Source organism: Paenibacillus sp. FSL k6-2145 (assembly GCF_037976585.1).
Lineage (GTDB): Bacteria > Bacillota > Bacilli > Paenibacillales > Paenibacillaceae > Paenibacillus.
The window spans coordinates 2,805,253-2,819,967 of sequence record NZ_CP150267.1; the positions used below are offsets into that span (position 1 = coordinate 2,805,253).

The 14,715-nt window shown below is 47.2% G+C and carries 11 protein-coding genes and 3 rRNA genes; 13 read left to right on the forward strand and 1 reads right to left on the reverse strand.

Features of this window, described 5'->3' with window-relative positions:
- The first annotated feature begins 5 nt into the window (after positions 1-5).
- The 4 genes from NZ043_RS12515 (at position 6) to NZ043_RS12530 (ending at position 5,625) form a co-directional block, all read left to right on the forward strand.
- Positions 6-1,558, forward strand: a 16S ribosomal RNA gene (locus NZ043_RS12515).
- 309 nt (positions 1,559-1,867) lie between these two features.
- Positions 1,868-4,795: ribosomal RNA gene (locus NZ043_RS12520) — 23S ribosomal RNA — on the forward strand.
- A gap of 75 nt (positions 4,796-4,870) precedes the next feature.
- A 5S ribosomal RNA gene (gene rrf, locus NZ043_RS12525) occupies positions 4,871-4,987 on the forward strand.
- The 16S, 23S and 5S rRNA genes sit together here, the layout of an rRNA operon.
- A gap of 284 nt (positions 4,988-5,271) precedes the next feature.
- Positions 5,272-5,625 (forward strand): FlxA-like family protein, encoded by a 354-nt coding sequence (locus tag NZ043_RS12530; RefSeq protein ID WP_091038950.1) that lies wholly within the window; start codon positions 5,272-5,274, stop codon positions 5,623-5,625.
- A gap of 162 nt (positions 5,626-5,787) precedes the next feature.
- Here NZ043_RS12530 and NZ043_RS12535 read toward each other — a convergent pair whose 3' ends face one another.
- A complete protein-coding gene (locus NZ043_RS12535) occupies positions 5,788-7,143 on the reverse strand; it encodes an MATE family efflux transporter (RefSeq protein WP_339312017.1) in 1,356 nt (451 codons plus the stop codon).
- A gap of 162 nt (positions 7,144-7,305) precedes the next feature.
- Here NZ043_RS12535 and NZ043_RS12540 point away from each other — a divergent pair, with 162 nt between their 5' ends.
- The 9 genes from NZ043_RS12540 (at position 7,306) to NZ043_RS12580 (ending at position 14,514) form a co-directional block, all read left to right on the forward strand.
- A complete protein-coding gene (locus NZ043_RS12540; RefSeq protein WP_339312019.1) occupies positions 7,306-8,040 on the forward strand; it encodes a class I SAM-dependent methyltransferase in 735 nt (244 codons plus the stop codon).
- Between the two features lie 229 nt (positions 8,041-8,269).
- Positions 8,270-8,848, forward strand: a complete 579-nt coding sequence (locus NZ043_RS12545) for an RNA polymerase sigma factor (RefSeq protein WP_339312021.1) — start codon at positions 8,270-8,272, stop codon at positions 8,846-8,848.
- A complete protein-coding gene (locus NZ043_RS12550) occupies positions 8,845-10,131 on the forward strand; it encodes a hypothetical protein (RefSeq protein WP_339312023.1) in 1,287 nt (428 codons plus the stop codon). Before NZ043_RS12545 ends, NZ043_RS12550 begins: the two co-directional genes overlap by 4 nt.
- Before the next feature lie 58 nt (positions 10,132-10,189).
- A complete protein-coding gene (locus NZ043_RS12555; protein ID WP_339312024.1) occupies positions 10,190-10,648 on the forward strand; it encodes a DUF523 domain-containing protein in 459 nt (152 codons plus the stop codon).
- Positions 10,649-10,864: 216 nt separating this feature from the next.
- Entirely contained in the window at positions 10,865-11,542 is a 678-nt protein-coding gene (locus NZ043_RS12560; RefSeq protein WP_249913872.1) for an NAD(P)H-dependent oxidoreductase, read from the forward strand.
- 182 nt (positions 11,543-11,724) lie between these two features.
- Positions 11,725-12,147 (forward strand): MarR family transcriptional regulator, encoded by a 423-nt coding sequence (locus NZ043_RS12565; protein WP_091018819.1) that lies wholly within the window; start codon positions 11,725-11,727, stop codon positions 12,145-12,147.
- A gap of 166 nt (positions 12,148-12,313) precedes the next feature.
- Entirely contained in the window at positions 12,314-12,895 is a 582-nt protein-coding gene (locus tag NZ043_RS12570) for an NAD(P)H-dependent oxidoreductase (protein ID WP_339312026.1), read from the forward strand.
- A 113-nt stretch (positions 12,896-13,008) separates the two neighbouring features.
- Positions 13,009-13,320 carry a metalloregulator ArsR/SmtB family transcription factor gene (locus NZ043_RS12575; protein WP_036668255.1) on the forward strand — a complete coding sequence of 104 codons (312 nt, stop codon included), beginning with the start codon at positions 13,009-13,011 and terminating at the stop codon, positions 13,318-13,320.
- A 159-nt stretch (positions 13,321-13,479) separates the two neighbouring features.
- Positions 13,480-14,514, forward strand: coding sequence for an LLM class flavin-dependent oxidoreductase (locus NZ043_RS12580; protein ID WP_051449565.1), 1,035 nt, complete (start codon positions 13,480-13,482; stop codon positions 14,512-14,514).
- Positions 14,515-14,715 lie beyond the last annotated feature (201 nt).

Genomic DNA, 14,715 nt, shown 5'->3' on the forward strand with positions numbered 1-14,715 from the left:
ATACTTTATTGGAGAGTTTGATCCTGGCTCAGGACGAACGCTGGCGGCATGCCTAATACATGCAAGTCGAGCGGACTTGAAGAGAAGCTTGCTTCTCTGATGGTTAGCGGCGGACGGGTGAGTAACACGTAGGCAACCTGCCCTCAAGTTTGGGACAACTACCGGAAACGGTAGCTAATACCGAATAGTTGTTTTCTTCGCCTGAAGGAAACTGGAAAGACGGAGCAATCTGTCACTTGGGGATGGGCCTGCGGCGCATTAGCTAGTTGGTGGGGTAACGGCTCACCAAGGCGACGATGCGTAGCCGACCTGAGAGGGTGATCGGCCACACTGGGACTGAGACACGGCCCAGACTCCTACGGGAGGCAGCAGTAGGGAATCTTCCGCAATGGGCGAAAGCCTGACGGAGCAATGCCGCGTGAGTGATGAAGGTTTTCGGATCGTAAAGCTCTGTTGCCAGGGAAGAACGCTTGGGAGAGTAACTGCTCTCAAGGTGACGGTACCTGAGAAGAAAGCCCCGGCTAACTACGTGCCAGCAGCCGCGGTAATACGTAGGGGGCAAGCGTTGTCCGGAATTATTGGGCGTAAAGCGCGCGCAGGCGGTCATTTAAGTCTGGTGTTTAATCCCGGGGCTCAACCCCGGATCGCACTGGAAACTGGGTGACTTGAGTGCAGAAGAGGAGAGTGGAATTCCACGTGTAGCGGTGAAATGCGTAGATATGTGGAGGAACACCAGTGGCGAAGGCGACTCTCTGGGCTGTAACTGACGCTGAGGCGCGAAAGCGTGGGGAGCAAACAGGATTAGATACCCTGGTAGTCCACGCCGTAAACGATGAGTGCTAGGTGTTAGGGGTTTCGATACCCTTGGTGCCGAAGTTAACACATTAAGCACTCCGCCTGGGGAGTACGGTCGCAAGACTGAAACTCAAAGGAATTGACGGGGACCCGCACAAGCAGTGGAGTATGTGGTTTAATTCGAAGCAACGCGAAGAACCTTACCAGGTCTTGACATCTGAATGACCGGTACAGAGATGTACCTTTTCTTCGGAACATTCAAGACAGGTGGTGCATGGTTGTCGTCAGCTCGTGTCGTGAGATGTTGGGTTAAGTCCCGCAACGAGCGCAACCCTTATATTTAGTTGCCAGCACTTCGGGTGGGCACTCTAGATAGACTGCCGGTGACAAACCGGAGGAAGGTGGGGATGACGTCAAATCATCATGCCCCTTATGACCTGGGCTACACACGTACTACAATGGCCGGTACAACGGGCTGCGAAATCGCGAGATGGAGCCAATCCCAACAAAGCCGGTCTCAGTTCGGATTGCAGGCTGCAACTCGCCTGCATGAAGTCGGAATTGCTAGTAATCGCGGATCAGCATGCCGCGGTGAATACGTTCCCGGGTCTTGTACACACCGCCCGTCACACCACGAGAGTTTATAACACCCGAAGTCGGTGGGGTAACCGCAAGGAGCCAGCCGCCGAAGGTGGGATAGATGATTGGGGTGAAGTCGTAACAAGGTAGCCGTATCGGAAGGTGCGGCTGGATCACCTCCTTTCTATGGAGAATCGTTTCCTGCAACGGAAACATTCAAATACGCAGCTTAGCTGCACAAACTACTCACTCGTTGCTCAGTTTTGAGAGCTCAAACTCTCAAACAGCTTGCTTTTGCATGGAGCTTGTTCTTTGAAAACTAGATATCGAAACGAAACAAACGCGAATTAGAACATTCCTTTAAGCTGATCTTGTGTAAACAAGTGAAGTGTTTTTATAAGGTAGATTGCACGTACGATGGTATCGAATGGGAGCGACTTTTGGCTTTGCGCAAGCAAAACAAGGGAAGCGAGCAGTCGAAACCGGAGCACGAGGTTAAGCTACTAAGAGCACACGGAGGATGCCTAGGCGCTAGGAGCCGATGAAGGACGTGGCGAACAACGAAACTGCCTCGGGGAGCTGTAAGCAAGCTTTGATCCGGGGGTGTCCGAATGGGGAAACCCAGCTGGGGTAATTTCCAGTTACTCATAACTGAATACATAGGTTATGTAGAGGCATACCAGGGGAACTGAAACATCTAAGTACCCTGAGGAAGAGAAAACAATAGTGATTCCGTCAGTAGCGGCGAGCGAACGCGGAGAAGCCCAAACCAGAGAGCTTGCTCTTTGGGGTTGTGGGACGTCTCACATGGAGTTACAAAGGAACCGGTTAAGCGAAGAGGTCTGGAAAGGCCCGCCAAAGAAGGTAAAAGCCCTGTAGTTGAAAGTCTGTTCCCTCCGAGACGGATCCCGAGTAGTGCGGGGCACGTGAAACCCCGTATGAATCCGGCAGGACCATCTGCCAAGGCTAAATACTTCCTAGCGACCGATAGTGAAGCAGTACCGTGAGGGAAAGGTGAAAAGCACCCCGGAAGGGGAGTGAAATAGAACCTGAAACCGTGTGCTTACAAAAAGTCAGAGCCCGTTTTAGGGGTGATGGCGTGCCTTTTGTAGAATGAACCGGCGAGTTACGTTCCCGTGCAAGGTTAAGGTGAAGAGCCGGAGCCGCAGCGAAAGCGAGTCTGAATAGGGCGAATTAGTACGTGGACGTAGACCCGAAACCGGGTGATCTACCCCTGTCCAGGGTGAAGGTGCGGTAACACGCACTGGAGGCCCGAACCCACGCATGTTGAAAAATGCGGGGATGAGGTGGGGGTAGCGGAGAAATTCCAATCGAACTCGGAGATAGCTGGTTCTCCCCGAAATAGCTTTAGGGCTAGCCTCGGAAAACAGAGTCGTGGAGGTAGAGCACTGATTGGGTGCGGGGCCCGCAAGGGTTACCAAGCTCAGTCAAACTCCGAATGCCATAGACTTACTTCCGGGAGTCAGACAGTGAGTGCTAAGATCCATTGTCAAAAGGGAAACAGCCCAGACCATCAGCTAAGGTCCCCAAGTGTGTGTTAAGTGGGAAAGGATGTGGAGTTGCACAGACAACCAGGATGTTGGCTTAGAAGCAGCCACCATTGAAAGAGTGCGTAATAGCTCACTGGTCGAGTGACTCTGCGCCGAAAATGTAACGGGGCTAAACACACCACCGAAGCTATGGCTTGATGCTTTGCATCAGGGGTAGGGGAGCGTTGTATAAGGGTTGAAGGTGTACCGTAAGGAGCGCTGGACATTATACAAGTGAGAATGCCGGTATGAGTAACGAAAAGATCAGTGAGAATCTGATCCGCCGAAAGCCTAAGGGTTCCTGAGGAAGGCTCGTCCGCTCAGGGTAAGTCGGGACCTAAGGCGAGGCCGAAAGGCGTAGTCGAAGGACAACAGGTCGAAATTCCTGTACCACCGTAAGCCGTTATGAGCAATGGGGGGACGCAGTAGGGTAGTGACGCGGACTGATGGATGTCCGTCTAAGCAGTAAGGCTGATGTGTAGGCAAATCCGCACATTGTAAGGCTGAGCTGTGATGGGGAGCGAAAATTATAGTAGCGAAGGTCATGATCTCACACTGCCAAGAAAAGCCTCTAGCCAGGTGAAGGTGCCCGTACCGCAAACCGACACAGGTAGGCGAGAAGAGTATTCTAAGGCGCGCGGAAGAACTCTCGTTAAGGAACTCGGCAAAATGACCCCGTAACTTCGGGAGAAGGGGTGCCCCGGTAGTGTGAATAGCACGAGGGGGCCGCAGTGAAAAGGCCCAAGCGACTGTTTAGCAAAAACACAGGTCTGTGCGAAGCCGTAAGGCGAAGTATACGGGCTGACGCCTGCCCGGTGCTGGAAGGTTAAGGGGAGTGGTTAGGGAGTAATCCCGAAGCTGTGAACCGAAGCCCCAGTAAACGGCGGCCGTAACTATAACGGTCCTAAGGTAGCGAAATTCCTTGTCAGGTAAATTCTGACCCGCACGAATGGCGTAACGACTTGGGCGCTGTCTCAACGAGAGATCCGGTGAAATTTTAATACCTGTGAAGATGCAGGTTACCCGCGACAAGACGGAAAGACCCCATGGAGCTTTACTGCAGCTTGATATTGAATTTGGGTACGATCTGTACAGGATAGGTGGGAGCCTTTGAAGCAGGAGCGCAAGCTTCTGTGGAGGCAACGTTGGGATACCACCCTGATCGTATCTAGGTTCTAACCTGGTACCGTAATCCGGTGCGGGGACAGTGTCAGGTGGGCAGTTTGACTGGGGCGGTCGCCTCCTAAAGAGTAACGGAGGCGCCCAAAGGTTCCCTCAGAATGGTTGGAAATCATTCGAAGAGTGCAAAGGCATAAGGGAGCTTGACTGCGAGACCTACAAGTCGAGCAGGGACGAAAGTCGGGCTTAGTGATCCGGTGGTACCGCATGGAAGGGCCATCGCTCAACGGATAAAAGCTACCCTGGGGATAACAGGCTTATCTCCCCCAAGAGTCCACATCGACGGGGAGGTTTGGCACCTCGATGTCGGCTCATCGCATCCTGGGGCTGAAGTAGGTCCCAAGGGTTGGGCTGTTCGCCCATTAAAGCGGTACGCGAGCTGGGTTCAGAACGTCGTGAGACAGTTCGGTCCCTATCTGTCGTGGGCGTAGGAAATTTGAGAGGAGCTGTCCTTAGTACGAGAGGACCGGGATGGACGTACCGCTGGTGTACCAGTTGTTCCGCCAGGAGCACCGCTGGGTAGCTATGTACGGACGGGATAAACGCTGAAAGCATCTAAGCGTGAAGCCCCCCTCAAGATGAGATTTCCCAGTATGTAAGACCCCTTGAAGACGACGAGGTAGATAGGCTGGGGGTGGAAGTGCAGCAATGCATGGAGCTGACCAGTACTAATCGGTCGAGGGCTTATCCAATAGCAAGTTGTAATTCGCGTGTTTCGTTTCGAATCTAGTTTTCAGAGAACAACACTCTGAAATGTAAGCTACGCGTTTGGTGGCGATGGCGGAGGGGTTCCACACGTACCCATCCCGAACACGACCGTTAAGCCCTCTAGCGCCGATGGTACTTGGACCGCAGGGTCCTGGGAGAGTAGGACGCCGCCAAGCAATAAGGAAGACACACTTGATGATATCGAGTGTGTCTTTTTTTGTTACTATTTTTCTGCCGAGAAACAAACTAACTATATAGATAAGACAGCATCAATATAATCATTTATATGAAGACTCTCAGTATTAATAATTGGACTACGGATTAATGCTGATATACATACTTCCAATAAAAATAATCAACTTCTGTTTCTTAGCTCCTTCAGCAACCTTTCAGTTTAATTTAACGTACGTTTCAATGGAATAGGGTATAGTGAAGCCAAGTAAAGAGGAGGAGAACCATAATGAATATATCTTCTACAGCCAGCTCCACAACATCATACATATCGACATCTTCGAGCTCCGACAATTCAAGTAGCTTGGAGAAACAAAAGTCGAAGCTTGAGGCTCAACTGGAGAAAGTACAATCCAGCAAGGACGATGAGAAGACGAAGGATACAAAGACCAAACAGCTTGAACAACAGATCAAACAGATTGAGGCACAGATTGCACAGCAAAGCTCTCAAGGAGCCGGTACAACAGTTGCTAAGGAGGCGCCACCTGCCCAACCTCCATCCAATGGAAAGGGTGTAGCTACCCCAAAGGAAATTGCTAATGCAACAACAGATAGTAATGGCCGATTTGATATACGTATCTAGTTGCTTACATCTAATGTAGGATAAAACAAAGCCCTGACCGATCTATATTGATCGTGCAGGGCTTTATTAATTTGTTTATTAGATTATTTATGAGGTCTACCTACATTCTATCTACGTTCCATTTATCTGCTATCTGTTGCCGTAATTATCTGGTTACTACCGTTACTCAGGACGCAACGCGTTTATTCGATCCGTAAGGGATCGTTTTCTATAGTACAGGGCTATGGTTGCAAGAACCAGCATTTCGGACAGCGGTACGGCAAGCCATACACCCGTGACACCAAAGAATGAAGGCAGAATCGCAATCAATGCTATCATGATAATCATTTCACGCGCAGCTGTAATCCAGATGGCCATTTTGGCATTACCTACAGATTGGAAGTAGGTGCTCATGACAAAGTTAACACCCATGAATACATAGGCAAATGTAAATGTGCGTAATCCGTATACGGCATTATCCGTTACGTCGCTGCTGAAGTTTCCAAAGATTTGCACGAAATAAGGTGCACCGATTTGAACAACAAGTAATAATAGTAGACCGCATGCCAGAGCCGTTTTGGTGGCTAAACGTATCGTTTGTTGTACCCGTTTAATCTTTTTCCCACCGTGATAATAGCTAATCAGAGGTTGGGCAGCGGATGCCAAACCCAGGAAAGCCAACAATACAACACCATGAATATAGTTCAACACGGTAAAGGATGCTACACCATCCGTGCCCGCAATGCGGTCCATCGAGATGTTATGGGAGACAGAGAAGACCGACATGCCAAGTTCAGCCAGAAAGCTGGGGAAACCAATGAGTAGAAGGGAAGCCAGCAGTTTGTTGTTCCATTTGAACCGGGTGAACGTGAGATTATTTGTTTTTTTGAAAAAATGAGTGAACAGGACAAGTAGCGCAAGAGACGCCGATACAATTGTACCGAGGGCCACACCGCGTACAGCCCATTCGAGTACATACAATGTTATATAATTGATGATGATATTGGCTACAGCAAACGTAATTTGAGCGTACATGGACGTGTTGGGGTTCCCATCGTTTCGTACAAAGACAGAGAGTGCATTCTCAATGGTGAAAACAAACCCGAACAATAACATGATATTCATATAGTCCGAAGCAAACGGGAAGGTCTCGGCGTTAGCACCGAGGGAGTATACCAGCTTGTCTTTGAACGTAAATGCAGTATATCCAATGGCTATCGTAACTAACATAATGAGCATAATAGATTTGGTGAAAATTTGTTTGGCTGATGTGATATCTTTTCTACCCATCGCGTTGGAGTACAAGGTTGCCCCGCCCATACCAATCCACAGTGACATGGCAACAAAAAGCGTGTAGACAGGAGAGGCAATGCCGATCCCGGCCATCGCGGTAGAGCCCAGTTTGTGTCCAACCATAATGCCGTCGATAATAAAATTAAAAGCAACTACCAGCATCCCCAATACGGAAGGCACAAGGTAACTTATAAAAGCTTTACCTACAGATTGCCCTTCCAGTGGATGCGTCCATTTCGTATTCATATTAACCTCCGTTAGTAAACTGAATGTTCATTCTGTATTAAATAATACTGAACGTTCGTTCTGTATGATAACACGGCTTGAATTCTCTTGGCAACTTTTGCGTTTAAATATCGTTTATGTGGTAGAGTAGGTGGATATTTATAAGGCGGGAGGAATCTCTTGATGAAACAAAATAAATACGATGAAGCTGAATTTTTCAATAACTACAGTAAGATGGCTCGTTCCGTTCAAGGGCTGGATGCAGCGGGGGAGTGGCATGAACTGCAGACTCTTTTGCCTGATTTGAAGGACAAGCGTGTGCTGGATTTGGGATGTGGTTTTGGGTGGCATTGCCGGTATGCGCGTGAACAAAAAGCGAGTTCAGTGATTGGTGTAGATCTGTCTGAAAATATGCTTCAGCGTGCTCGTGAAATGACGGACGATCCACAGATCCAGTACAAGCAGCTGGCGATTGAAGATATTGATTTTGCACCGGGACAATTCGACGTTGTGATCAGTTCACTGGCTTTGCATTATATTGAATGGTTAGACACGGTGTACGCTAAGATCAATGATTGTCTCATTGAAGGGGGCACATTTGTACTATCCTCGGAACATCCCATCTTCACCGCTCGCGCTGCGCAGGATTGGCATTACGGACCCGAAGGTGAGATCCTACACTGGCCCGTGGATGATTACCACGATGAAGGGAAACGTGTGGCGAACTTTCTGAATCAGGATGTAGTCAAAATCCATCGCACACTGGCAACGCATCTCAATGAACTGATTAAGGCAGGGTTTGCTATTCAAAAGGTGGCTGAATCCAAACCATCACCAGAGATGATTGAACAGGTTCCAGGCATGCGAGACGAGAATCGGAGACCGATGTTTCTGATGATTGCTGCGGTGAAAGTATAACGATGAAAATGATACGTTAGACTAGAGGGCAGAAAGAAACTGAGGAGTGGAGCGTTCGTTTAAAAGCTTTCTGATAGAGATTTCTAACTAAGCAATCTTGAAGGGAACAGCGTGTTCAGCGATGTTGAACATGCTGTTTTTTTATTTTGCTACAATAATAAGAAGTAATGTCCAAAACAGGGAACCAAATCACACTAGACTCAGTCATATTAAGTGAGGTGAACAACAGTTGGATGATCAATTACTGGCACAGGCTCAGACCATAGACAATTACACACTTAGCAGTATGATGAATGACTACGGAAATGACGTATGGAATTACGCTTATTTTCTGACCAAAAGTGCCGAACAGGCTGATGAATTGTCACAGGAGGTATTTATTCGGGCGTACTCAGGGATTGCTCATTATCGTGGAGATTGCTCACTGAAAACATGGCTGTTGACGATTACTAGGAACACCACTTTTACATATCGGAAATCCAGATTTTTTCGTAGCAGTCTGTGGGGAGAGACACTTCCTATAGAGACAGAGCGGGAGTATTCAGGACAACGAGTAATGATCCATGAGAAAACTTCACATCCTTCGGCGGAGATGGAAGTGATGCGTAAGGAGCATATCCATGAAATCTGGGATATTGTTCTGGCGTTGCCGAAGAAGTTCCGGGAGATTCTTTTGCTAAATCTGAAGTATGAGCTTACGACGAGTGAGATTGCTGAGATGTTGAAAATCAGCTCAGGCACAGTAAAGTCGAGACTATCCCGAGGTAAGGATAAGGTACGGAAACAATGGGAGGAGCGAAGCAAATGAGACACAAGGATGAGCAATGGGAAAAGGAAATCCAGAAGGGACCGTTTGCGTCGTCTCCTTTTACAGAGGATCACAAGCGAAAGGTGCTTCAACAGGTGGAGTGGATGAAGAAGTCGGAAGAGGGGAGCAAGGGAGATAGGCCAGAGGACAGTTCCAGGTCATCCAGACCGTTTAGACCGCAAGTAGGCAACGTGTCACACAAGCGTCGCCCTAGAAGAGGACCTCTTGTTGCCGGCACGGGTGCGTTAGTTATTGTTGCTGGATTGTTCCTATGGATCTGGGATGATGGACAGCTGGTGAAACCCGTAATCGAGCAGGTCTATCCGACAGCAGCGTTACAGTTATCCGATGGTTTGAGCATGAATCTGCTAACCGACAAAATGAAAAGAAATGTTGCGACTACGATGCGAGATGATCTGGGTAAACAGCTGAAGATTATGAAAGTGGAAGACTTGCCTGTGTCCGGCAGAATATATGTAGAGGCTGGAAATGAAAGCGAGAAGGAGTATGCGCAGATATGGCTCGATGCGACAACAGGAAATCTGCGTGAAGTACAGATGAGACGTGAGATGCAGCCAAGCGAGTTGGAGCACCGTTATTTGCGTCAAGTTCCATCGCTTTTGCAAAGTATAGGTAGTACTCCAACGCTTAAACCTGCATCAGTCCAACGTTTTGTGAGTATGAAGCAAGGGGAATTGGAGCCGATATCACATACGACATTATGGTTAGAAAATGAGACTGGCGATGGTTATGGGGAGATTGTATGGCAGCAGGACAAGGCTGTCTCGATCACAGGCGACCTTAGACCTGATCAAGTATCCCAGGCAGCGCTGACGGATGCCAGAAACGCGATTGAGGCTCTGTCTGGTAAAGCCAATCTTGATCTGGTAAGAGTAAGCCGAAGTAAAGATGATGAACTTGGCAAGGATACAGTCTTTTTTTCCTTTAAAGATAACTACTTTGTGCAGATGACCGAAGGAAAAGAGGGCTTGGGCTATACCGTAGGGGATGCTAATTATTATGAGCAACAAGAAATAGGCAACATCGAAGAGATGGAGGCTTATCATGAAAAATTATATAATATTGATGAGTCTCTTCTTAGAGAAAAAGTGGGGCCAATAGTTAAGAAGATATTTAACATTGATTTTGACGCCTATAAACTACACAGAAATGCTGAGCAATTGGGAGTCGTCACATTTGAACTGGAGTCGAGCACCGATGTTTTTCAGGTTGAATACAGGGAAGATGGACGGATCAAGATGATCACCAGAGGCGAGTTATAGGGCTGATCTTATATGTTACAATTTACTTCATAGATGGAATGGGTATAAGGAGATAACGATGAAATATTTGGTGAGTTCATGTCTGGCAGGGGTAGCTTGCCGTTACAATGGAACAGCGAGCCTGGATGAGAAGATTCAGGAGCTTGTGGAGCAGGGGCAGGCTAAGATGGTATGTCCGGAGCTGCTTGGCGGATTCTCCACTCCACGGGAACCGGCTGAAATTATCGGTGGCACGGGCAAGGACGTACTGGCAGGTACAGCAAAAGTGATCGAGAAAAGTGGCAAGGACGTCACAGAGCTGTATATCAAGGGAGCCTTTCAGACGCTCGAATGGGCCAAAAAATTGAATGTATCGTGTGTGGTACTGAAGGAGTTTAGTCCGTCCTGTGGTACAAAGATGATCTATGATGGGAATTTTGCCAATCACAAGGTAACTGGAGAAGGTGTCACCTCAGCATTGCTGAGAGAAGAAGGATATACCGTCATTTCTGAAAATGAATGGATGAATCAATTGTAAACTTCATGTGTGAGATTATGCCGTCTAGGAGAAGATTTATGTCCTGCAGCGGCTATTTTTCTTGTTAGGATACAATACTTACTTTTAGAAACTGAGAAACAATAATGTGCGTACTTTTCATTTTCGGATATAGATTCTAAACTAATACTTAAGTAAATCAAAAACTAGAGACTGACGATTCAACATAAAAAATCTATAAAAAGGACGTGGAGTTTCATGGAAGTTACAGCAAAGTCAAAGACAAAGGAAGACATCTTAAAAGCTTATCATTTCCGGCATGCAACAAAGATATTTGATGATACCCGCAAAATCTCGGATGAGGATTTCCAATTTATATTGGAAACAGGCAGATTATCTCCAAGTTCCATTGGTCTTGAACCGTGGAAGTTTCTGATTGTACAAAATCCAAACCTGCGTAAGCGTCTGTCCGAAGTCTCTTCCGGCGCTCAAAAGCAATTGGCTACAGCAAGCCATTTTGTTGTTATTTTGGCCCGATCAGATGCCAGTTATAATTCTCCTTATGCGGAGTACATGTTGAAGGAAACAAAGGGAATGCCAAATAACGTATTTGAGCTAACAAGTGAGGCTTATGGAAAGTTCCAAAATAACCAGAAAATTCTGGATAATCCACGATCATTATTTGACTGGGCATCCAAACAGACGTATATTGCACTCGGCAACATGATGACGGCGGCAGCTCAGATCGAGATTGATTCTTGTCCAATCGAAGGTTTCAGCCGTGAGGACGTCCACCGTATTATGGAAGAAGAGGGCTTGCTGGAAAATGGCGCATGGGGCGTCTCTATGATGGCAGCCTTCGGTTATCGGGTAGAGGAGCCCCAACGTGAGAAGTCCCGACAATCCGTTGAGAAAATCACGCAATGGATTAACTGAATTCAGCATGGATTCAACTTGAATTCAAAAACAATTAGCTAAGATCTAACATTATAGATCAGGATCAAAGTAGTATCGGAACAGCCCGATATTTTCCATATGTTAGAAGGATGGAAAGGGCTGTTTTTCTTTTTTATAAAAAAGAACTTGAAATTACATAGATGTCTATGTATAATGAGGTCATGCCAAAATATAACGCAATTGCACTGATTGCAAGAATCAGGGACCATGTCAACAAACGGATTGTACACGAATTGGAACAGCATGAGGTAACAGGGATTGTTCCTTCTCATGGGGATGTATTAATGTTCTTGTACCGGGAAGAGACGCTGTCGATCAAGATGTTGGCTGAACGTGTTCAACGCACGCAACCAACGGTAACGGTACTGGTCAACAAGCTTGAGAAGCTTGGCTATGTTGAACGTAGCAAGAGTGCCGAAGATAGCCGAGTGACGATGATTCGCCTAACCGAACAGGGGAAGCGACTCGAACCGATCTTCCATCAGGTATCAGAGCAGATTAATGACATCATCTATAGTGGCCTGTCCGATGAACAGTCGGAGCAATTGGAGAGCTTGCTGTCCATTATTGTCCGAAAGTTATAATGAATGAACTCTTCTGTCTGCAACCCTTCCAGATTTGACTGGGGTGGAGGCAGAGGAGCCAAAATATTTTTTTGCCCATATACATAGATATCTATGTATGCGGGAACGTATCAATGTAACCCATTTTCGCAACCTAACTCAAACCAAACCTGGAGGGATTCACACTATGAAACATCTTATCGTATATGCTCACCCACACACAGACAGCTTGAATAACGCAATCCTCAATACTGCTGTAGAAGCTCTCGAAGCTCAAGGCCATGAAGTAGTCGTTCGTGACTTGTACAAGCTTGGATTCCAACCCGTACTGACTGAAGCTGACACAGCTTCTATGCGTGCAGGACAGACACCACAGGATATCGCTACAGAGCAACAGTTTGTTACAGATGCAGAAGCCATTACATTCATCTATCCGATCTGGTGGACAGGTCTTCCTGCCATTATCAAAGGATATGTTGACCGTGTATTCGCCTATGGTTTTGCGTATGCAGCAGGTGAAGCGGGAATCGAGAAATTGCTGACAGGCAAAAAAGGCCTCATCATCAACACACATGGTACACCAAGTGAAATTTATGATCAAATTGGCATGACTGCTGGACTGAAATTAACTTCAGACGTAGGTATCTTCGATTTTGTAGGCATTGAAGCCGTAGATCATCTGCTCTTTGGAAGTATTGGATACCTGGATGCACCCGCATATCAAGCCATGTTGGATCAGGTTAAACAAACGGTTACAACCAAATTCTAATATAGATGTTGTTTCCCTATAGGATTCCATATGATACCAGACCGACTCGATCATGAGTCGGTTTGTTTGTTCATGTGTTTGCAAAATGGATGAAAGGGGGTATAATCGTACCCATGGAACCTATACTTATATTCAAAGCGTTATCGAACGAGACACGTAGACAAATCCTGTTGTGGCTCAAAAACCCGGAGCAACACTTTCCACCGCTGGAACTATCTCAGCATCCGGATGGTGGCAAGAACGGAATCTGTGTTGGCACGATTCAAGTGAAGGCTGGACTGGCTCAGTCGGTTATCTCCAGTTATCTGCTGACCATGCTCAAGGCAGGGTTGCTGCTCTCCGAGCGAAGAGGACAATGGACGTATTATCGGCGCAACGAGGAGACAATCCGTCAGTTTGCTGAATACGTGCAGAACGAGTTATAAGCCGGATGCCGGAACGGAAGCTAGGATGCACATGTAGGCAGGGATTCCGTCCGGATGTAAACGGCTAGTTTATCATCACATCACCATATCCAGTTGTGATTTAATTAATCTATATATCTGGATATACAAAAATATAATCATCGAGGAGATTAAACGATAATGACTACAGAAAATACAGCTTCATCCCATAAAGAACATATTAATGACGTTAAGCTTTCCATCCTGGATTTGGCTCCTGTTGTAGTGGGCGCAACACCTGCTGATGCTTTGCGCAACAGCCTGGATCTGGCACAGCATGCTGAGCGTTGGGGATATCACCGTTACTGGGTAGCTGAACATCACAACATGCCGGGTATTGCTTCTTCCGCAACTTCGGTCGTTATTGGATATCTGGCTGGTGGAACCAAAACGATTCGTCTGGGTTCAGGAGGCATCATGTTGCCTAACCATGCACCGCTTGTCATCGCTGAGCAGTTCGGCACACTGGAATCCTTGTATCCTGGCAGAATTGACCTGGGACTGGGTCGCGCACCAGGGAGTGACCGCCGTACATCGCTTGCACTACGCAAAGATCTGAACAGTGGGGAAGATTTCCCTGAGCTTTTGGCAGAACTTAGAGCATACTTTGATGCTTCGGCGACATCTTATCATGCACCTGTTCGCGCAGTTCCTGGAGAAGGATTGAATATTCCAATTTATCTCTTGGGGTCCAGTGATTTCAGTGCACGTCTGGCAGGTCAGCTGGGATTGCCGTTTGCTTTTGCCAGCCACTTCTCGCCCGATTACACCCGTATTGCACTGGAGACGTATCGAAACAATTTCCAACCATCTGATAGCTTGAAGGAGCCACATGTGATTGTTGGTGTTAACGCTGTTGTTGCGGATACAGACGAGGAAGCAGCATGGCTGGGTACAACGATGCAACAGCAGTTCCTGAACATTATTCGCGGCACAACGGGATTGGTACAGCCTCCGGCAGAGATGGAAGGCAAATGGACGGATCGTGAGAAAGCTGGTGTTGAGCAGACGCTGAAGGCAGCTGTTAATGGTTCGCCAGAAACCGTACGTGGACAGTTGGAATCCTTCATTCGGCAGACGCAGGCAGATGAGCTGATTATTACGTCGATGATCTATGATCATAAGGCACGTCTGCATTCCTATGAGTTAATCGCACAATTGGCGGGAAAAGCTTAATCTTCATTTTTTAGCGTAAAAGCTGGCTTAATGGTAGGGTATAGATATAAATTTACGGTTCGTCTCCCAGTGAGGCGAGCCGTTTTTGAATAGGGAGAATTTGCAAATGTTTCGTGTGGGGCAGAAGACTCATTTTGGGGTAAAATGACTTTACCGGTTTAATTTGAAACGGTTAATCAGCACCATACGTATAAATCCAGA